Raw genomic sequence first — 21105 nt, 5'->3', positions numbered from 1 at the left:
AAAATCGTCCTGATACAGACTGTTACCCGTTACATCAGGGTTTCATTTTACAACAATCGTCCTTTCGTTTATGGCAACAAGGTCGTCACGCACAATGAAACAAAAAGCATTATGGATTAACCAGATAAAAGGTCTGTGCATCTGCCTGGTGGTGATTTACCACTCGGTGATCACCTTTTATCCTCACCTGGACGGGCTACAGCATCCGTTATCGGGCCTGCTCGCCAAATGCTGGGTCTACTTCAATCTTTACCTTGCCCCGTTCCGTATGCCGGTGTTTTTCTTTATCTCCGGCTATTTGATCCGTCGATATATTGACGAGGTGAACTGGCGCACCAGTCTCGACAAGCGGATCTGGAGCATTGTCTGGGTTTTGGCCCTGTGGGGCGTCCTGCAATGGCAGGCGCTGACTCATCTGAATGCCTGGCTCGCCCCCGAGCGAGAGCTGGCGACAGCATCCAATGCGGCCTACGCCGATTCCGTTTCAGGGTTTGTACGGGGAATGCTCACGGCCAGCACCAGCCTATGGTATTTGTACGCCTTAGTGGTCTACTTTACGCTCTGTAAGCTGCTGAGCCGCTGGAAACTGCCGATGCTGGGGCTTCTGGCGCTGGCAAGCATCGCCATCAACTTCCTGCCGTTACCGTGGTGGGGAATGAACAGCGTGGTGCGCAACATGGTCTACTACAGCCTCGGCGCATGGTACGGCGCGCAGTTGATGGCGTGGATGAAAGGGATGAATTTGCGCCGCAGCTGGCTGATCCTCATCGCCTCTGGTGCGGTGTCGGTGGTGCTGTGGTTCGCTAATGTCCCTCTGCCGCTCTCTCTGCTGTCAATCGTGGTTATCATGAAGATCTTTTACAGCTTCGAGCAGCGTTATGCCGTTCATCCCAATAATCTGCTGAACGTCATCGGTTCAAACACCATCGCGATATATACCACCCACCGCATTTTAATTGAGGCGTTTAGCCTGCTCATGATCCGCGAAATGAATGCGGCGTACTGGCCGATCTGGGCGGAGTTAACGCTGATTCTGGTCTACCCGTTTATCAGCCTGCTCGTCTGCACGCTGGTTGGGCTGGGGGCACGTAAGCTCTCGACCGCCCTCTTTGGCGATCTTTTCTTCTCCCCTCCCGCGCGGCTTTCACCACAAACTGCTACCCGTTAATCTCCTCGGCCCCCATCCGGGGGCACTTTCCCTCTTGTGCGGTTACGATTTGCTTATGTAAAACGATCGAGGATAATAAAGACATTGCGTATCAGTGATATGCCCCAATACTGTTGGTATATCCCCAAGAGACTCTGACATAGCCATGCCTGAACACTATCGTTACTCCTTGCCTGTCAAAGCGGGCGACCAGCGCCAGCTGGGCGAACTCACGGGCGCGGCCTGCGCCACCCTGGTGGCGGAAATTGCTGAGCGGCATCCAGGGCCGGTGGTGCTGGTTGCCCCGGACATGCAAAACGCCCTGCGCCTGCACGACGAAATTCGTCAGTTCACCGACAGTCTGGTATTCAGCCTGGCCGACTGGGAAACGCTTCCCTACGACAGTTTTTCTCCGCACCAGGAGATCATCTCTTCACGCCTGTCGACGCTGTATCAGCTTCCCACCATGCAGCGCGGCGTGCTGATTGTACCAGTGAACACCCTGATGCAGCGCGTCTGTCCGCACAGCTATTTGCACGGCCATGCGCTGGTGATGAAAAAAGGCCAGCGCCTGTCGCGCGATGCCCTGCGCGTGCAGCTGGACGGAGCCGGCTATCGACATGTCGACCAGGTGATGGAGCACGGCGAATATGCGACGCGCGGTGCGCTGCTGGATCTCTATCCGATGGGCAGCGATCGGCCATATCGTCTGGATTTCTTTGATGATGAGATCGACAGCCTGCGCGTGTTCGACGCTGACACCCAGCGCACGCTGGAGGAAGTGGACTCCATTAACCTACTGCCCGCCCATGAGTTCCCGACGGATAAAACCGCCATCGAGCTGTTCCGCAGCCAGTGGCGCGACAGGTTCGACGTGAAGCGCGATGCCGAACATATCTACCAGCAAGTCAGCAAGGGCACCCTTCCGGCCGGGATCGAGTACTGGCAGCCCCTGTTCTTTAACGAACCGCTGCCGGCGCTGTTCAGCTACTTCCCGGCGAATACGCTGATTGTTAACACCGGGGATATCGACGCCAGTGCCAGCCGCTTTGAAAGCGAAACGCGCGCCCGCTTTGAAAACCGGGGCGTTGACCCGATGCGTCCGCTGCTGCCGCCGGAAATGCTGTGGCTACGTACCGACGAGCTCAACGCCGAGCTGAAACGCTGGCCGCGCATGCAGCTCAAAACCGACGCGCTTGCCGAGAAGGCGGCGAACACCAATCTCGCGTTCCGGACGCTGCCTGATCTGGCCGTCCAGGCGCAGCAGAAATCCCCCCTTGATAATCTGCGTAAGTTTCTTGAGTCCTTCACCGGGCCGGTGGTCTTCTCCGTTGAAAGTGAGGGTCGCCGTGAAGCGCTGGGCGAACTGCTGGGACGGATCAAAGTTGCGCCGAAGCGCATTCTTCGCCTGAGCGAAGCGACCGGAAATGGCCGTTACCTGATGATCGGCGCCGCCGAGCACGGATTCATTGATACGCTCAATAACCTGGCGTTGATTTGTGAAAGCGACCTGCTGGGCGAGCGCGTCGCGCGCCGTCGTCAGGACAGCCGTCGCACCATCAACCCGGACACCCTGATCCGTAACCTGGCCGAACTGCACCCCGGTCAGCCGATCGTTCACCTTGAACACGGGGTGGGTCGCTATCAGGGGATGACCACCCTCGAAGCAGGCGGCATCAAAGGTGAATACCTGATGCTGACCTACGCCAACGACGCCAAACTGTACGTGCCGGTGTCGTCCCTGCACCTGATCAGTCGCTACGCCGGGGGCGCGGAAGACAACGCGCCGCTGCATAAGCTGGGCGGCGATGCCTGGGCGCGTGCGCGCCAGAAGGCGGCGGAAAAAGTGCGCGACGTGGCCGCCGAGCTACTGGATATTTACGCCCAGCGTGCGGCCAAAGAGGGCTATGCGTTTAAGCATGATAAAGAGCAGTATCAGCTGTTCTGCGACAGCTTCCCGTTTGAAACTACGCCGGATCAGGCCCAGGCCATTAACGCCGTGCTGAGCGACATGTGCCAGCCGCTGGCCATGGACCGCTTGGTCTGCGGTGACGTGGGCTTCGGCAAAACCGAAGTGGCAATGCGTGCCGCCTTCCTGGCGGTGGAAAACAACAAGCAGGTGGCGGTGCTGGTGCCGACTACCCTCCTCGCCCAGCAGCACTTCGACAACTTCCGCGACCGCTTCGCCAACTGGCCGGTGCGCATTGAGATGCTGTCGCGTTTTCGCAGCGCCAAAGAGCAGACGCAAATCCTGGAACAGGCAAGCGAAGGCAAAATCGATATTCTGATCGGCACTCACAAGCTGCTGCAAAGCGACGTGAAGTGGAAAGATCTGGGGCTGCTGATCGTGGATGAAGAGCACCGCTTCGGGGTGCGCCATAAAGAGCGCATCAAAGCGATGCGCGCCGACGTCGACATTCTGACCCTGACCGCAACGCCGATCCCGCGCACCCTGAACATGGCGATGAGCGGCATGCGCGATCTGTCGATAATCGCCACCCCACCGGCGCGCCGTCTGGCGGTGAAAACCTTTGTTCGCGAGTACGACAATCTGGTGGTGCGCGAGGCGATCCTGCGCGAAGTGCTGCGCGGCGGCCAGGTGTATTACCTGTATAACGACGTCGAAAATATTCAGAAAGCCGCCGACAGGCTGGCAGAGCTGGTACCGGAAGCGCGCATCGCCATTGGTCACGGCCAGATGCGCGAGCGTGAGCTGGAGCGGGTGATGAACGATTTCCACCACCAGCGTTTCAACGTGCTGGTGTGTACCACCATCATTGAGACCGGGATCGACATTCCGACGGCGAACACCATCATTATCGAACGTGCGGATCACTTCGGCCTGGCCCAGCTGCACCAGCTGCGCGGGCGCGTCGGGCGCTCGCACCATCAGGCCTACGCCTGGCTGCTGACGCCGCATCCGAAGGCGATGACCACCGACGCGCAAAAGCGTCTGGAAGCTATCGCCTCGCTGGAAGATCTGGGCGCTGGCTTTGCGCTGGCGACCCACGACCTGGAGATCCGCGGCGCCGGTGAGCTGCTGGGTGAAGACCAGAGCGGCTCCATGGAAACCATCGGTTTCTCGCTGTATATGGAGCTGCTGGAAAATGCCGTCGATGCGCTTAAAGCCGGACGTGAACCATCTCTGGAAGATCTCACCAGCCAGCAGACCGAAGTGGAACTGCGCATGCCTTCTCTGCTGCCGGATGATTTTATTCCTGACGTGAATACCCGTCTGTCGTTCTACAAACGCATTGCCAGCGCGAAAAGCGAAGGCGAGCTGGAAGAGATCAAAGTCGAACTGATTGACCGTTTTGGGATATTGCCCGATGCGGCGCGCAACCTGCTGGATATTGCCCGCCTGCGTCAGCAGGCGCAGAAGCTGGGCATTCGCAAGCTTGAAGGCAATGAGAAAGGCGGCGTCATTGAGTTTGCCGAGAAGAACCACGTCGATCCGATGTGGCTGATTGGCCTCCTGCAAAAACAGCCGCAGCATTTCCGTCTTGATGGCCCGACTCGCCTGAAATTTATTCAGGATCTGACGGAACGTAAAACCCGCATGGACTGGGTGCGTAACTTTATGCGTCAGCTGGAAGAGAACGCCATCGCATAACGGTTTCCCCGCCAGCGCCCGGCTGGCGGGGGGACAATTTACAAACTCTTTGCACTTCGCCCGAACTTCCCGACTATACATTCGCCATAATTATCATTAACGCCTTATAAAACAATAACCTTATCATTTGTATGGATTATGATAATGATGATTTCTTCGCGTTTTACCCGCTGGTTAACTCTGTTTGCGCTGGCCGCGACGGTTGCCGTCGCGCTCCCTGCTCGCGCCAATACCTGGCCTCTTCCGCCTGCCGGCAGCAACGTCGTAGGTGAAAACCGCTTTCACGTGGTTGAAAACGATGGCGGTTCGCTGGAAGCGATTGCCAAAAAATATAACGTCGGGTTCCTGGCGCTGTTGCAGGCCAACCCGGGGGTAGATCCGTACGTGCCCCGGGCGGGCAGCGTACTGACGATTCCGCTGCAAACCATCCTGCCGGACGCGCCGCGTCAGGGCATTGTGATTAACCTCGCCGAGCTGCGTCTGTATTACTACCCGCCGGGCAAGAACGAAGTGACCGTCTACCCTATCGGTATTGGTCAGCTGGGGGGCGATACGCTCACGCCTACCATGGTCACCACCGTCTCTGATAAGCGCGCTAATCCAACCTGGACCCCGACGGCAAATATTCGCGCCCGTTATAAAGCTCAAGGTATCGACCTGCCTGCCGTGGTGCCTGCTGGTCCGGATAACCCGATGGGGCACCATGCGATTCGCCTGGCGGCATACGGTGGGGTTTATCTTCTGCACGGAACGAATGCGGATTTCGGGATCGGGATGCGCGTCAGCTCCGGCTGCATTCGCCTGCGCGATGACGATATCAAAACGCTCTACCGCGTGATCGCCCCTGGCACGAAAGTGAATATCATCAATACGCCGATTAAAGTGTCTGAAGAGCCGGGTGGCGTCCGTCTGGTTGAGATCCACCAGCCGCTATCGAAAAACATCAATGACGATCCGCAGACGCTGCCGATTAATCTGAATGCCTCGATGGTGAGTTTTAAAACGAATGCCAACACCGATGGTGCGGTGATGGAGCGGGCGATGGAAGCACGCTCGGGGATGCCAACCGATGTCACGCGGCATCATGAGGTTGCTCAGCAGTCAATGTAAAGCAGTAATAACGACAAACGCCCTGCATGAGCAGGGCGTTTTTTATTGCAGTGGCATAACGGAGGGTTGCGTTACGCTTATTTGTAGATAACTGCGGTACCGTGCAGGGTGTTAGGACCGGTCACAGAGGTGATGCGGAATGATTTCGCACCCATTTCGTCAGCTTTTTGTGCCAGCTGATCTTCCAGAGAGCCCAGGTTAGTCCCGGCAGTGGCAGAGATGGTACCGACTTTCTGCTGGTCTGCTGGCGTGGATTGCACTTCAACAGCAGCGAAGCTTGCGAAAGAGAGTGAGCTCAGAACGGCGGCAGCGATGAGGGTTTTAACGTTTTTCATGATTTTATACCTTTAGGCAGATGATGTAGTGGTCGTTAGTTATTTAGTTAACGATCGATAGGTAAATGATAGATGTGATCCAGGTCACACGTCAACTCATTTTTATAATGGTCGTTAAATTAATTTCATTTGCCTTATATTTCATAAAGATAAAATTAAATTATTTTTCAGAAATCACCGCTGGTCGTTGCAGACGTTTATTTTTATAATGACTATTCAACAAAACAACAGAGGACCAACGGCACATGACAACCGATGTCACGCGTTGCGCGAAGAAAAGCCGTGGCCGACCAAAAGTGTTCGACAGGGATGCGGCGCTCGATAAGGCCATGACGCTCTTCTGGCAGCATGGGTATGAAGCTACGTCGCTTTCCGATCTCGTGGAAGCAACGGGCGCGAAAGCCCCTACCCTGTACGCAGAGTTCACCAACAAAGAAGGCTTATTCCGGGCCGTTCTGGACAGATACATCGCGCGCTTCGCGGCAAAACATGAAGCCCAGCTGTTCTGCGAAGAAAAAACGGTTGAGCAGGCATTGCAGGATTATTTCTCGGCAATCGCGACCTGCTATACCAGCAAAGACACGCCTGCGGGCTGTTTTATGATCAACACCTCCGCGACCCTCGCGGCATCCTCAAAAGAGATTGCCAACACGGTCAAATCGCGACATGCGATGCAGGAGGAGACGCTCAGCACGTTTCTGGCTCAGCGTCAGCAGCGCGGCGAAATCCCGGCGCATTGCCGTCCGCAGGAACTGGCCCAGTATCTGAGCTGTATTTTACAGGGGATGTCCATCAGCGCCCGTGAAGGCGCGACGCTGGAAAAATTGCAGGGGATTACGCAAACAACGCTGCGCCTGTGGCCTGAACTTCTTAAACTCTGACGCAAAAAAAAAGCTCCTCAGCCTGAGCGCATGAGGAGCTAAGTTCAGAGAACATCTTTTTTACACTTTGTTATTCAGTATCAGCTGACCATTGCTGTCGAGAGGGATCTGCGTACCAGGATCTTTATCCATGCGGATTTTGCCCTGCTGATCGCCAATTTTGTAGGTTACGTCGTAGCCCAACATTTTTTCAGACTTGTCATACACGGTTTTACAGCGCTGCTGCGTTGTAGTGTAGGTATCATTTTCCTGCATCGCGCCCTGCACCTGGTTTCCGGCATAACCGCCACCCAGCGCACCAACTACCGTCGCGACATCCTTACCACGGCCGCCACCAAACTGATGACCAATCACCCCACCAGCAACCGCGCCGAGCACGGAGCCCGCGATACGGTTTTCATCCTGAACCGGACGACGATGGGTGACAGAAACATTTCGGCACTCCTGACGAGGCGTCTTGACCGTCTCTTTGATCGGTGTAGCGGAAACCACCTGCGCATACTGCGGGCCACGATCAAGTACGTTCAGACTGGCAACGGCAGCCACACCTAACGCAGCTGCGACGCCAATCCCTATACCCGCCAACATTGATTTATTCACGGGACTTCCTCCTTTGTTGCAATTGGTAGCAATTTTGCAGCGCAATAAACGCTTCGCCAATAAGATAAAGGATCAAAATCAGGGCTGTTGGCCGGGACAACGAGGGTTTAAGAGAACTCTTAAGTGTCAGGAGCGAAATGTACAGCATGATGTGCTAAGAATTCCCTCCGGAGGGCCCGGAGGGAGAGAGAAATTAGTGCAGCTTCAGGCGTGGACGGATCACGCGGTTGATGCGGCCAACCAGCATCATCAGGCCGGTTTTGAAGTAGCCGTGCAGCGCAATCTGGTGCATACGGTACAGAGAAATGTACACGAAGCGGGCGATGCGCCCTTCCACCATCATGGAGCCGCGCATCAGGTTACCCATCAGGCTGCCCACGGTGGAGAAGTTTGAGAGCGACACCAGAGAGCCGTGGTCTTTGTAGACATAGGCTTTCATCGGTTTGCCTTTCATCTGCGCCAGGATGTTATGCAGCACGAGGCTTGCCATCTGGTGCGCGGCCTGAGCGCGAGGCGGTACAAATCCGCCTTCCGGACGTGCGCAGGAGGCACAGTCGCCAATGGCGAAGATGTCCGGATCGCGCGTGGTTTGCAGCGTCGGCTCTGTCACCAGCTGGTTAATGCGGTTCGTCTCCAGCCCACCGATATCTTTCATGAAATCAGGCGCTTTGATCCCCGCAGCCCAAACCATCAGGTCGGCCTGGATATATTCGCCGTCTTTGGTATGCAGGCCGCCCTCATCCGCGCTGGTCACCATGGTCTGGGTCAGCACGCGCACGCCCAGTTTGGTCAGCTCGTTGTGCGCCGCGCCGGAAATACGCGGCGGCAGCGCAGGCAGAATACGTTCACCTGCTTCCACCAGCGTCACATTCAGCGCTTCGTTAGTCAGCCCTTTGTAGCCGTAGCTGTGCAGCTGTTTGACCGCATTGTGCAACTCCGCCGATAATTCAACGCCCGTTGCGCCGCCGCCCACGATAGCAATGTTGACCTTGCCGTTAGCACCCATGTTGTTGGTGTACTTCAGGAACAGGTTAAGCATCTCCTGATGGAAACGACGCGCCTGATGCGGGTTATCCAGGAAGATGCAGTGCTCTTTTACGCCTGGGGTGTTGAAATCATTGGAGGTACTGCCCAGGGCCATCACCAGCGTGTCATAGGCCAGCTTGCGCTCAGGAACCAGCAACTCGCCTTTATCATCACGCAGCTCAGCCAGCGTGATGGTTTTGTTTTCACGATTGATATCCACCACCGAACCCAGCTGGAACTGGAAGTGGTGGTTACGCGCATGCGCCAGATAGCTCAGCGCATCCACGCCCTCATCCAGCGACCCGGTCGCCACTTCGTGCAGTAACGGCTTCCACAGATGACTGTGGTTACGATCCACCAGCGTGATTTTGGCTTTCTTACCGCGACCCAGCTTCTTACCCAGCTGTGTCGCGAGCTCCAGTCCGCCAGCACCACCGCCGACAATCACTATCTTTTTCAATGGCGTAGTCAACGTGACCCCCTCAAATTATTAACCAATTGTTAATTAAAAGTTATATAAATAACCCTTAATTAACAACAGGTTACTGCGCTGAAACCATTCAGATTCATTGAGAATAGCACGTCAGGCGCATTGGTCATACCAAAATTGATATGTATCAAGTTTTGATGGTTTAAAAGTAGACAACTCTGACAAAAAAGAGGCCCGGTACGCTTTCACGTACCGGGCCTTTATCAGGTTCAGGGAGATCAGCCCAGCGTTTTAAAGGCTTTAATACGCTGCAAGTGCGGGGAAATGTTTTTGAACTTATGGGTCTGCTCTTCGTCCCAGACAATTTCGTAGTAATGGTGCAGAAGCTCGGCGGCGCGGGAGCTGTTCAGCGCTTCATCGTTGCGGGAGAGGATCACCAGACACCGATCGCGGTTCTTTTCACGGAAATTGCTCACGCATTTAGTTGCGATGTCGGCGTACTCCTCCGGGCGATCGATTTTGCCTTCCATGTTTTCGTTCGGAAAGAGGTTAGGATTAAAAATGACCTGACGGATATCGCACAAAAAACCGATGCGCTCTGCCCAGTATCCTCCTAACCCCACGCCGCAGATCAGCGGGCGATCGTCGATATTGAGCTGCAACATTTTATCCACTTCTTTAAGCAGATGCTGCATGTCATGCTTCGGATGACGTGTGCTGTAACTGATCAGCCGGACATCCGGATCGATAAACTGCAATTGCAGCACTTTCTCATGATTACCAGGACTGTTTGAGTCAAAACCGTGTAAATAAATGATCATCGTCTCACCACGCTACGCCTTCCGGGATGAATTAAAGGGCTGCTTTATGTGCCTGCCAGCGCTCGTTCAGGGCTTCAAGCCGGGCGTTTACCGTTTTCCAGCGCGCCGAGTCCATCAGCTCCTGACGACTAAATGAACCTTTATGATACAATTGTGTAACACGTTCAGCATTGATCGGCGACAGGTTATCCAGCACGCTCACCGCCCCTTTACGATTATTGCAGACGAGGATCATATCGCAACCCGCATCCAGCGAAGCCTGCCCACGTTCGGCATAGCTACCCATAATTGCCGCCCCCTCCATGGATAAATCGTCAGAGAAAATTACGCCATTGAAGCCTAATTCCTGACGCAGTACGGTTTTCAGCCAGTGCGGAGAGCCGCTGGCCGGACGCGGATCGATCTCACTGTAGATGACGTGCGCAGGCATGATGGCATCCAGCTTGTTATCAGCGATCAGCGAGCGGAAAACCGACATGTCTTTAGCGCGAATGTCTGCTTCCGGGCGCGGATCGCGCGGGGTTTCTTTATGGGAATCCGCCGTCACCGCCCCGTGGCCCGGGAAATGTTTGCCGGTGGTTTTCATGCCCGCAGCATGCATACCGTCAATAAAGCGCGTCGCCATTGCCAGCGCAATACGCGGATCGTCATGATACGAACGCTCACCAATTGCCGCGCTAATGTGTCCTACGTCCAGCACCGGGGCGAAGCTGATGTCGATATCCATGGCGATCATCTCGCTGGCCATCAGCCAGCCGGCGTCCTGCGCCAGTTGACCGCCCTCTTCGATCCCCAGCAGCGCAGCAAAAGATTGCGCGGCGGGTAAACGGGTAAACCCTTCGCGGAAACGCTGCACACGCCCACCTTCCTGGTCTACGGCCACCACCAGGTGATTGCGCGACGCCGCACGGATCTGGCGAACCAGCTCACGCAACTGCTCCGGATCATGATAATTGCGGGTGAAAAGAATCAGCCCCCCTACCAGCGGATGCGCCAGAATTTCGCGCTCTTCCGCATCCAGCTCAAACCCTTCGACATCCAACATTACTGGACCCACACCTACCTCTCTTATCCTTTCGTTTGTAACTGACGCCAGGCATCATTTGCCAGCGCAATAAATTGTTTGTCATCTGTCTGCTGAAGGCGCATTTCAAACCATCCCGCCATCAGCATCAACACCCACGGACGCCAGCGCGCGACCTGCCGCGCAAGGGTGAGCGCATTGATGTTGGCGTTTCGGGCATAGGCGGTTATCAGCTGCTCGCGCGACGCCTCATCAGGCATCCAGACCGCAGCGAGTTCGAGCGCCACGTCACCGTCTCCGGCATATTCCCAGTCGATAAGTTTCTCGCCTGCCGTGGTATGAACGATATTACCCGCGTGGACATCCATATGCAGCGGCGCCAGACGTAACGCCTGCGGCTCTCCCGCTCTGCGTAGCCGCTTAAGCTGCGCCAGCCAGTAGGGCGTGCGTCGTCCAGGCGCAGCCTGCTGCCAGTAGTGATCCAGCAAAGGAAGTAACGTTACCCGCCAGCCCAGACGCGGCTGGCGATGCAGATGATACAGCATGGCTGCAAGCGCAGGCGTATCGGGAAGCTCGCTTTTGATCTCACCCGTAATAAACGCCACCGCCATCCAGTCTCTGATAAAGAGATGAGGTTGTGGCGCAAGGTCGGCGGGCAGGCGCTTCAGGGCGCGGAACTGGCGACGAAAATGGGAGGCAGGCGCGGCGGCATCGTGATGCTGACGTAAAACCAGCCGATGGTCGCCACGCTCAATAATGCAACTCGCGCCGCCAAGCCCGGCGGGGGCTTGCGGCGCGATAACACGGTACTGAGGGAAATAACGCGTCAGGACGTCATGACGCGTGCGCTTATTGTTGCGTAACGGCACCTTTACCTGACCAGATAATTTCGCCGGTCTGAACCAGCATTAACTGCATCTGCAACGACGGCGTGTTCACGTTGCCTGTCGCGTTAGAATAAAGGACATACTGCGCGCCAACGTTGCGGGCAATACCAATCGCTTTACTGCGCGAACCCAGGCTGTCCTGAGGCGACAGACCAAGCTGCTGCTTGGCGACCGCGAGCTGCTGAGCTGAGACCAGCGTAAATTTACCGTTGTTTGCCAGCGCGTTGCGCAGGGTTTCCGTCGCTTCTCCCGCATTCAGGGAACCGTTTGTACGGTTGTTCACGCTGTCCACCAGCAGCACGCTGCCGGGCGTAACGCCCTGTGCCTGCAACATTTTGCCCACCATCGGCTGCATCGCGCCGTTCCAGTCATAGTGGCGTACTCGCGGCGCAGGCTGTGCGGTGTCGTCCGGATGTTCGATCGGGCCAGGCTGCGCCGGAATGGTCGGTACAGACGGCACGGTTGGAACAGGCTGCGCTGGCGTTGTTGGCTGTTCCGTTCCCGGCTTCGCCTGATCTACCGGTGCTGGTTCTTCCGTTCGCGTCACACAACCCGCCAGAAAGAGTGCAAAAGCACTCAGGAGCGCATAACGGCTCATTGTTTTAATCAAGGTTCACTCCTTACAAATAAAGATAAAGTCTCACCTTATGTGCACCCAGATAGCTGGCGCTGCCGTAGAGCGTGACTGACGATCTTGCCGGGATGGTCACGCTGCGCGGCGCCTCAAGCGGGTGCATCTCAAGACCTCTCACGTCATACCAGTAGAAGCGATAATGCACCGTCACTGGCTCTTGCCTTTCGTTATAGAGCGTAGAGGAGGCTGAAGACTGGATTTCGCTTATGGTCAGCGAAGGTTTCTCCGCCGTGATGCCCGCAGCAAGCACTGAGGACTCCATCACCAGCGTCTGTTCTTCACTGACCGGGATGGCGGGACGCGCGCTGCACCCAACCATTACCAGCGTCACGATCAGCGCTGCAATACGCCCAGTTAACATATTAAAGACCTTTATGTGCCAGCATCGGTCCCAGTGGACGTCCACCCAGCAGATGCATATGAATATGATAGACTTCCTGGCCGCCATGGCGATTACAGTTCATGATCAGACGGTATCCGTCCTCAGCAATCCCTTCCTGCTCTGCGATTTTCGCGGCTACCGTAAGCATACGGCCCAGCGCCACTTCATGCTCGGTTTTAACGTCATTAACGGTCGGGATCAGAATATTGGGAATAATAAGGATGTGCGTCGGCGCCTGGGGAGAAATGTCGCGGAAAGCCGTGACCAGTTCATCCTGATAGACAATATCCGATGGAATTTCGCGGCGGATAATTTTACTGAAAATCGTTTCTTCAGCCATGACCTTTTCCTTTTAAGTTTAATCTGGCGTCGTGCGTCCGTTGTTAACACACATTGTCTGATTTACTGCGTGACACAAGACAAGAGTATGAGCGAGTTTCTCCTGTCCTTTCAACCTTCTCCCGTGATTTCTTTCCTGATTGTCCGCCATCTGGCTGAAGAGGCATCGCTTTAGGACATTTCTTTTCTGAAACCTTATTTCAGTTCATCCCGAAACATCTGTTTACAGCGTTAATCACAATGCGTATATTTCGCATTTGCATTTTCATGCGCATTTTTAACATAGAAAACGACGTCAGCCCGTGCTAGCGGGACTGTCGCGAATTACCTTCACCATTCACTAAGGGTTTGATGATGTCTTTCATTAATCACACCAGGGATGGGCAACATCAGCCTGCCGCAACACCTTCGTTGCTGGCCGCCTGCATTGCTATGGCATTGACGCCAACCGCCGCTTTCGCTGCTTCAACCACCGAAGATACCGTCGTCGTAGACGGGGGTTTTGACAACACACAGGATCTTTCTGCCAGCCAGGATCAGGATTACAGCGTAAAAACCACCACCACCGGCACCAAACTGTTGCTGGTTCCCCGCGACATCCCACAGTCCGTCAGCGTTATCAGCCAGCAACGTATGGCTGACCAGAATCTGCAATCCATCGGACAGGTGCTGACGAATACCACGGGCATTACGGCCCAGGTGCAGGACAGCGACCGTACCGTGTTTTACTCACGCGGCTTTTTCGTCAGCAACTACGCCTATGACGACCTGCCAACCTCCATCAGTGAAGTGTGGAACTTTGGTGATACCGCCGCGGATACCGCGATTTATGACCGCATCGAAGTGGTTCGCGGCGCCACCGGCCTGATGTCCGGCACGGGCAACCCGGCGGCGTACGTTAATATGGTGCGTAAGCACGCGGACAGCCCGGAATTTAAAGGTAACGTCTCCGCCAGTTACGGCAGCTGGGACAAGCAGCGCTACGTGCTGGATCTCCAGGCGCCGCTGGTAGAGTCAGGTAAGGTACGGGGCCGTCTGATTACGGGTTATCAGGACAACGACAGCTTCGTGGATAACTACCACTACCGGAAGAAATTCCTCTACGGCGTGATGGACGCGGATGTCACCGACAGCACCACCCTCTCGGTAGGGTATGAATATCAGGAAAGCCATACCGCCGACCCGACCTGGGGCGGGCTGCCGACCTGGTACAGCGACGGAAGTAAGACCCACTACAATCGTAGCCAGACCGTCGCACCTGACTGGGCTTATTCAGATAAAGACAGCACCCGCATCTTCGCTAACCTGACTCAGCGTTTCGATAATGGCTGGGAAGCGCACATCAACGGTATGCACGCTGAAACCAACTTCGACTCCAAACTGATGTATATGTCCGGCTATCCGGATAAAGAGACCGGCGCGGGCCTGGTAGGTTACGGCGGCTGGAACCGTGGGGAACGTAAACAGGATGCGGTTGACGCCTTCCTGCGCGGCGGCTTCGATCTCTTTGGCCGTCAGCACGAAATGATGTTCGGCGGCAGCTTCAGCCGTCAGCGTAACCATTACGACAACTCCATGCCGGATGCGGTATACGGCATGGTTGATGTCGGCAACTTTAAGAACTGGAACGGGAACATCGCCGATCCCCAGTGGACGCCGTGGAAACTCTACAGCAAGGATGATATTCGCCAGTCTTCAGCCTATTCGTCGGCTCGTTTCTCGCTGGCCGATCCGCTGCACCTGATCCTGGGCGCGCGCTACACCCAATATAACATTCGTTATAACCCGGCAGGATCGCCGAATACCCGTCTGGAAAGCACCAAAGATGATGTCACGCCGTACGCCGGCCTGGTGTATGACATCAATGAGGACTGGTCGACCTACGTCAGCTATACCTCTATCTTCCAGCCGCAGGATAAGCGCGACGCCAGCGGACGTTATCTCGACCCTACCACGGGTAAAAGCTACGAAGCCGGGGTGAAGGCGGACTGGTTTAATACCCGCCTCACCACCTCGCTGGCGATTTTCCGCATTGAGCAGGATAACGTCGCCAGCAACACCTATACCTACATGCCGAGCGGTGAGTCGATCTATGAATCGCTGGACGGGGTGGTCAGCAAAGGGGTCGAGTTCGAGCTCAACGGTGCCCTGACCGATAACTGGCAGCTGACCTTCGGCGCGACGCGTTACATCGCAGAAGATAAGAATGGAAACGCCGTCAGCGCCGATCAGCCGCGCACAACCATGAAGCTCTTCACCCGCTATCAGTTGCCAATGCTGCCGGAACTGACCGTGGGCGGCGGCGTAAACTGGCAGAACAAAGTGTGGACGGACGTGGAAGGCGGCCCGGCAGGACGTTCCCGCGCGGAGCAAGGCAGCTATGGGCTGGTGAACCTGTTCAGCCGTTATCAGGTCACCAAAGATTTTGCGGTGCAGGCTAACGTCAACAACCTGTTCGACAAAGAGTATTACGATTACGTCGGTTCTTATGTAGTGTATGGCGCGCCGCTGAACGTCTCGGTGAGCGCGAGCTACGATTTCTGAGTGACAGAAGCCCGGTGGCGCTGCGCTTACCGGCCCTACCCATCACGTAGGCCGGGTAAGACGCAGCCGCCACCCGGCACCACAAACCGCAGTAATAAAAAAGGCAGCCAGTCGGCTGCCTTAGTCTCCCCAGGTCACAGCTTAGTTGTTGCGGATGTACTCATCCATTTCGGTTTTCAGGTTATCGGATTTCGTACCGAAGATTGCCTGAACACCAGAACCTGCAACAACGACGCCCGCTGCGCCCAGTTTTTTCAGACCCGGCTGGTCTACTTTCGCAACGTCGGCAACGCTCACACGCAGACGAGTGATACACGCGTCCAGGTTAGTGATGTTCTCTTTACCGCCGAAAGCAGCTACCAGAGCAGGCGCCATTTCGCTGGTCACACCGGCTTTGCTGTCTTCCGTTGCATCTTCACGACCCGGCGTTTTCAGGTCCAGTGCTTTGATCAGCACGCGGAAGACGGTGTAGTACACCACTGCGTAGCCCGCACCCACAATTGGGAACAGCCACAGCTTGCTGCTGTTACCGGACAGAACGATGAAGTCGATCAGACCGTGAGAGAAGGACGTACCGTCACGCATACCCAGCAGGATACAGATTGGGAATGCCAGACCTGCCAGTACCGCGTGGATGATGTACAGGATCGGCGCAACGAACATGAAGGAGAACTCGATCGGCTCGGTGATACCGGTCAGGAACGAGGTCAGCGCTGCGGAGATCATGATACCGCCCACTTTTGCACGGTTCTCTGGTTTAGCAGAGTGCCAGATCGCAATTGCGGCGGCCGGCAGACCGTACATTTTGAACAGGAAGCCACCAGACAGTTTACCTGCCGTTGGGTCACCCGCCATGTAGCGTGGGATGTCGCCGTGGAACACCTGGCCTGCTGCGTTGGTGTATTCACCAATCTGCATCTGGAATGGAACGTTCCAGATGTGGTGCAGACCAAATGGTACCAGGCAGCGCTCAATGAAGCCGTAGATACCGAACGCCACAACCGGGTTCTGGTAAGCCGCCCACTGAGAGAATGTCTGGATTGCTGTACCGATTGGTGGCCAGATGAAAGACAGAACCACACCGGTGAAAATCGCGGCCAGACCAGAAATGATCGGCACAAAACGTTTACCCGCGAAGAAGCCCAGATACTCAGGCAGCTTGATGCGATAGAAGCGGTTAAACATATACGCTGCAATCGCACCGGAGATGATACCACCGAGAACACCGGTGTCCGCCAGATGCTTAGCGGCAATCTCTTCAGCAGGTAAATGCAGTACCAGCGGCGCAACCACAGCCATGGTTTTCACCATGATGCCGTAAGCAACAACGGACGCCAGCGCGGATACACCGTCGTTATTGGTGAAGCCCAGAGCAACACCGATAGCGAAGATCAGCGGCATGTTAGCAAAAACAGAACCGCCTGCTTCGGCCATCACGTGGGAAACTACGGCTGGCAGCCAGCTGAAGTTTGCAGAACCGACACCCAGCAGGATACCTGCGATAGGCAGTACGGATACTGGCAGCATCAGCGATTTACCGACCTTTTGCAGGTTAGCAAATGCATTCTTAAACATAATTGAGAGTGCTCCTGAGTATTTGTGCTTTTTTTACGTTTTCACGCATTGGCCCGGGGGGAGTACCGCGCCGTGGACAGGACATCTAAGCGCCCTTTATTTATTACACAGAGTAAAATAATTCCCTCTGAGTTTGTTTGACGGCTATCACGTTTCAGTTCAAGACGGCCAAAAAACTTGCAGATATTTACATAAAGCATGTCTGGATGTGTCTAAAAACGCCATCACCGCCCCAAATGAGGCGGTGAACTTTACTCGTTTTACTTATTAATTACGAGCCTAAAAATAACAGGCGTATCAGACAGATTGCAGGCGGGCGGGGTCGATATGGAACAGACTGGCGAAGTTTTCCGTTGTCACGCGAGCCAGCTCTTCAATACTGACACCTTTCAGAACGGCCATATACTCAGCGACATCCCGGGTCATCGCTGGCTGATTCTCTTTGCCGCGATGAGGCACCGGCGCCAGGTACGGTGAATCGGTTTCCACCAGAATACGATCCAGCGGAACATAGCGCGCCGCATCACGCAGTTGCTCGGCATTGCGGAACGTGACGATCCCCGAAAACGAGATATAAAAGCCTAAATCAAGCAGCTTACCCGCCGTTTCTCTGTCTTCAGTGAAACAGTGTAGTACGCCACCGCAATCCGTCACCTTTTCTTCCCGCAGGATCGCCAGCGTGTCGGCACGCGCATCGCGGGTATGAACGATAACCGGCTTATTCAGTTCACGGCCAATACGGATATGGTTGCGGAAGGATTCCTGCTGGCGAGGTTTCGTTTCCGGGGTGTAGAAATAGTCCAGGCCGGTCTCGCCCATCGCCACTACGCCCTCTTCTGCGGCAAGACGGCGTAAATCCTCAACGTCGTATGCTTCATCCTGATTCAGCGGATGCACGCCGCAGGAGAAGACGACATTATCGCGCTCGCCTACCAGTTCACGCATGGAGCGGTAACCCGGCAACGTGGTCGCCACGGCCAGGCAAAATTTCACATCGCGCGCGGCGGCTTTCGCCAGCACGTCGTCCACATTTTTATGCAGGGACTGATAATCCAGGCCATCGAGATGGCAGTGTGAGTCGACTAAAAACATAATGTCTCTCTCAGAGGTGGGAAACCGGCGGTATGACGCCCGGTTGCAGGTAGTGTTCGATACGCAGTAACTGGTCGGTCAGTAAAAGCTCGCGATTGAGACCGGTCACTGTCAAAAGTTGTTCACGGCTCTGGCAGATATCATGAAGGATAGCGTGCAGCGACTGCCCTGACAGGCGATTCGCCAGCGTGGTGACCAGCGCCCACACGTCAGGGTTAGTCAGAAGCGTCGCCCCCTGCTGGATTTTGAGCGCATCCAGCAGCAGTGCGGCCAGCCAGTGTAGCCGTTCCGGAGCCTGATCGCTGTTCAGCGCTGGCAGCACGCTCAGCCAGTCATGGCTGTCGAGGGCTGATTCAACCGCACGACACAGCGTTTCACGCTGAGACCACACTTCCGGCTGCAATAAGGCCAGCGCAGCCGCAGGCGCACCGCTGCACAGGCGCAACGCCGAGCGCGCCGCATCTTGTGACACCGTCACTTCTCGCTCAAGCCAGGCGAGCGCCCAGGATTCCTGAGGGACAGCGAGGTGGTGAAGACGGCAGCGACTGCGCAGCGTCGCCAGCAAGCGTTCCGGCTCGCGGCAGGAGAGGAAAAACCAGGTATTCTCTGGCGGCTCTTCCAGGGTTTTTAACAGGGCGTTGGCTGCGGCTTCCGTGAGCAGCGCGGCGTCTTTCAGCCACACCACTTTCGCCCCCCCCAGACGCGCATATTCGTACAGTTTCTCACTGACCTCACGCACCGCGTCGATACCGAGCGTATTTTTGCCCTTCTCGGGTTCGAGGGTGTAATAGTCAGGATGCGTGCCCGCCTGCATGAGCTGGCAACCCCGGCATTTACCGCAGCTTTTATGTCCTTCCGGCTGTTGGCACATCAGAAAGCGGGTGATGGCGTAAATCAACGCATCATCACCCATTCCCGGCAGCGCCTGGATCAGTAACGCATGATGCCCCCGACCAACCTGATAGCTGCCGATCAGCTGTTCAAAGTGTGGGCGCAACCATGGATACCATTTCATGCCTGCTGCTCCTGTAGCCACTGCGTAACGGTCTGCTGAATATCACGCGTAACGTCTTCAAGGGATTGCGTCGCATCGATGGTACGAATGGTCTTGTCCTGCCCGGCCAGTTCCAGATAACGCGCACGGGTGCGGTTAAAGAAATCAAAAGACTCCTGTTCAATGCGGTCCAGTTCGCCGCGGGCACGGGCGCGCTTCAGGCCCACCTCAGGAGTTACGTCCAGATACAGCGTCAGGTCAGGACGGAAATCGCCCAGAACCGCGTCGCGAAGCGTAGCCAGCATGGCCTGATCGATACCCCGGCCCCCGCCCTGATACGCCTGGGTTGAGAGATCGTGGCGATCGCCAATCACCCATTTCCCTTCTGCCAGAGCGGGTTTGATCACCGTCTCCACCAGCTGAACGCGCGCAGCATAGAACATCAGCACTTCCGCTTTGTCGGTAATAACTTCATCGCCAACGGATTTGATATCCAGAACCAGGCTGCGCAGTTTTTCCGCCAGCTGCGTACCGCCCGGCTCGCGGGTAAAGACCATGTCGGCAACGCCAAGCGACGTAAGCGTATCCACCACCACGTTACGGGCAGTTGTTTTGCCCGCCCCTTCGAGTCCCTCAATGACAATGTATTTACTGCGCATTTTTTTCCTTAAGTGCCTTCAGATAGTCCTGAACGGAGCGATTGTGGCTGGCCAGGTTGGTATTAAACGTATGCCCCCCTTTTCCGTCAGCCACAAAATAGAGATACGGCGTTTTGGCCGGGTGCGCGGCGGCCTTCAACGATGCTTCACTCGGCGTCGCGATCGGTCCAGGCGGCAGGCCGCTAATCACGTAGGTATTATACGCCGTTGGCGTCTCCAGATCTTTTCTGGAAATCCTGCCGTTGTAGTTTTCGCCCATGCCGTAGATGACGGTAGGATCGGTTTGCAAACGCATGCCGATGCGCAGACGGTTAATAAACACCGAGGCAACCTGGTCACGTTCGGCAGCAACGGCCGTCTCTTTCTCGATGATCGAGGCCATCGTCATGAACTGGTTTTGATCTTTATAAGGCAGGCCCTCTGCTCGCCCTTTCCAGGCAGCGTCTACCGCCGCGACCATTTTGTTGTGCGCGCGCTTCAGAATGGCCACATCCGTCGTGCCTGCCGTATACATCCACGTATCGGGCCAGAACCAGCCTTCCACCCACTCGGGATGTTCGAATTTTAAGGCGTCTGCCACGGTCTGGTAGCGGTCATCTTTCAGCGTATGCTTAATGTATGGCGCGTCCCGCAGCTGCCTGAGGTAATCGCTCAGACGCATACCTTCCACAAAACGCAGCGGGAACTGGGCTTCTTTACCACTCTCCAGCAGTTGCAGCATCTCGCGCACGGTCATGCCAGGGGTAAAGCGATAGGTGCCGGCCTTGAAATGGGACAGGTCCGGTTCAATACGCAGCAGCCACTGGAATACGCGTGGGCGATTGATAATTTTGTCGTCATACAGCTGCTGACCAAGCGCCTGCCGCCCGGTCCCCGCTTTCAGGGTAAAAATCGTCTCGTCTTTTATCAGGATCTGACTCTCCGCCAGCTGACGGACTTTCCACACTCCCGCTCCGCCAGCGATACCGAACGCAACGATAAGAAGGAGGACAAAGCGTAACATTTTCTTCAT

General features: G+C 55.7%; 19 protein-coding genes. 5 read left to right on the top strand and 14 right to left on the bottom strand.

The genetic code is table 11. The features are described 5' to 3' along the window. Window positions 1-94 precede the first annotated feature (94 nt). From FZF21_RS08520 to FZF21_RS08510, 3 genes are all read left to right on the top strand, one after another. On the top strand, window positions 95-1168 hold the full coding sequence (locus FZF21_RS08520; protein ID WP_047737715.1) for an acyltransferase family protein: 1074 nt from the start codon (window positions 95-97) through the stop codon (window positions 1166-1168). Window positions 1169-1313: 145 nt separating this feature from the next. Then, the gene (mfd, locus tag FZF21_RS08515; RefSeq protein WP_149120982.1) at window positions 1314-4760 is read left to right on the top strand and encodes a transcription-repair coupling factor; all 3447 of its coding nucleotides are present in this window, start codon (window positions 1314-1316) and stop codon (window positions 4758-4760) included. Between the two features lie 144 nt (window positions 4761-4904). Further along, a complete protein-coding gene (locus FZF21_RS08510; RefSeq protein ID WP_023303432.1) occupies window positions 4905-5870 on the top strand; it encodes a L,D-transpeptidase family protein in 966 nt (321 codons plus the stop codon). A 77-nt stretch (window positions 5871-5947) separates the two neighbouring features. On the opposite strand, the gene bhsA is transcribed toward FZF21_RS08510, so the two are convergent. Beyond that, complete coding sequence (gene bhsA, locus FZF21_RS08505) at window positions 5948-6205, bottom strand: multiple stress resistance protein BhsA (protein WP_006809234.1); 258 nt, start codon at window positions 6203-6205, stop codon at window positions 5948-5950. A 245-nt stretch (window positions 6206-6450) separates the two neighbouring features. On the opposite strand from bhsA, the gene comR reads away from it, so the two are divergent. Then, window positions 6451-7086, top strand: a complete 636-nt coding sequence (gene comR, locus FZF21_RS08500; protein ID WP_047731318.1) for a TetR family copper-responsive transcriptional repressor ComR — start codon at window positions 6451-6453, stop codon at window positions 7084-7086. A 60-nt stretch (window positions 7087-7146) separates the two neighbouring features. On the opposite strand, the gene FZF21_RS08495 is transcribed toward comR, so the two are convergent. The 8 genes from FZF21_RS08495 to hinT all read right to left on the bottom strand — a co-directional run bounded on the left by FZF21_RS08495 (window position 7147) and on the right by hinT (window position 13230). Next, complete coding sequence (locus tag FZF21_RS08495; protein WP_017384715.1) at window positions 7147-7686, bottom strand: glycine zipper 2TM domain-containing protein; 540 nt, start codon at window positions 7684-7686, stop codon at window positions 7147-7149. Window positions 7687-7879: 193 nt separating this feature from the next. Next, complete coding sequence (locus FZF21_RS08490) at window positions 7880-9184, bottom strand: NAD(P)/FAD-dependent oxidoreductase (protein ID WP_017693633.1); 1305 nt, start codon at window positions 9182-9184, stop codon at window positions 7880-7882. A 236-nt stretch (window positions 9185-9420) separates the two neighbouring features. Beyond that, window positions 9421-9963 carry an alpha/beta hydrolase YcfP gene (gene ycfP, locus FZF21_RS08485; RefSeq protein WP_006809239.1) on the bottom strand — a complete coding sequence of 181 codons (543 nt, stop codon included), beginning with the start codon at window positions 9961-9963 and terminating at the stop codon, window positions 9421-9423. A 31-nt stretch (window positions 9964-9994) separates the two neighbouring features. Next, a complete protein-coding gene (gene nagZ / locus FZF21_RS08480; RefSeq protein ID WP_032653224.1) occupies window positions 9995-11020 on the bottom strand; it encodes a beta-N-acetylhexosaminidase in 1026 nt (341 codons plus the stop codon). 11 nt (window positions 11021-11031) lie between these two features. Further along, a complete protein-coding gene (thiK, locus tag FZF21_RS08475) occupies window positions 11032-11856 on the bottom strand; it encodes a thiamine kinase (protein WP_039271102.1) in 825 nt (274 codons plus the stop codon). Then, window positions 11837-12481, bottom strand: coding sequence for a penicillin-binding protein activator LpoB (gene lpoB / locus FZF21_RS08470; protein ID WP_085929697.1), 645 nt, complete (start codon window positions 12479-12481; stop codon window positions 11837-11839). Before lpoB ends, thiK begins: the two co-directional genes overlap by 20 nt. 13 nt (window positions 12482-12494) lie before the next feature. Then, window positions 12495-12869 carry a YcfL family protein gene (locus FZF21_RS08465; protein WP_003857939.1) on the bottom strand — a complete coding sequence of 125 codons (375 nt, stop codon included), beginning with the start codon at window positions 12867-12869 and terminating at the stop codon, window positions 12495-12497. A gap of 1 nt (window position 12870) precedes the next feature. Then, window positions 12871-13230 (bottom strand): purine nucleoside phosphoramidase, encoded by a 360-nt coding sequence (hinT, locus tag FZF21_RS08460; RefSeq protein WP_006809243.1) that lies wholly within the window; start codon window positions 13228-13230, stop codon window positions 12871-12873. 353 nt (window positions 13231-13583) lie between these two features. On the opposite strand from hinT, the gene fhuE reads away from it, so the two are divergent. Beyond that, entirely contained in the window at window positions 13584-15773 is a 2190-nt protein-coding gene (gene fhuE, locus FZF21_RS08455) for a ferric-rhodotorulic acid/ferric-coprogen receptor FhuE (RefSeq protein ID WP_017384719.1), read from the top strand. 141 nt (window positions 15774-15914) lie between these two features. On the opposite strand, the gene ptsG is transcribed toward fhuE, so the two are convergent. The 5 genes from ptsG to yceG all read right to left on the bottom strand — a co-directional run bounded on the left by ptsG (window position 15915) and on the right by yceG (window position 21105). Continuing rightward, window positions 15915-17348: a PTS glucose transporter subunit IIBC gene (ptsG, locus tag FZF21_RS08450; RefSeq protein ID WP_006809245.1), complete on the bottom strand. Its 1434-nt coding sequence runs from the start codon at window positions 17346-17348 to the stop codon at window positions 15915-15917. Between the two features lie 297 nt (window positions 17349-17645). After that, window positions 17646-18440, bottom strand: a complete 795-nt coding sequence (locus tag FZF21_RS08445) for a metal-dependent hydrolase (protein WP_015570819.1) — start codon at window positions 18438-18440, stop codon at window positions 17646-17648. Window positions 18441-18450: 10 nt separating this feature from the next. Further along, window positions 18451-19455, bottom strand: coding sequence for a DNA polymerase III subunit delta' (gene holB, locus FZF21_RS08440; RefSeq protein ID WP_015570820.1), 1005 nt, complete (start codon window positions 19453-19455; stop codon window positions 18451-18453). Further along, a complete protein-coding gene (tmk, locus tag FZF21_RS08435; protein WP_015570821.1) occupies window positions 19452-20093 on the bottom strand; it encodes a dTMP kinase in 642 nt (213 codons plus the stop codon). Before tmk ends, holB begins: the two co-directional genes overlap by 4 nt. Next, on the bottom strand, window positions 20083-21105 hold the full coding sequence (gene yceG / locus FZF21_RS08430; protein WP_017384722.1) for a cell division protein YceG: 1023 nt from the start codon (window positions 21103-21105) through the stop codon (window positions 20083-20085). Before yceG ends, tmk begins: the two co-directional genes overlap by 11 nt.

The sequence above is a fragment of the Enterobacter sp. LU1 genome, assembly GCF_008271405.2.
Lineage (GTDB): Bacteria > Pseudomonadota > Gammaproteobacteria > Enterobacterales > Enterobacteriaceae > Enterobacter > Enterobacter hormaechei_C.
Note: the sequence above shows the minus strand (reverse complement) of the source record. Positions and strands in the feature narration are given on the sequence as shown.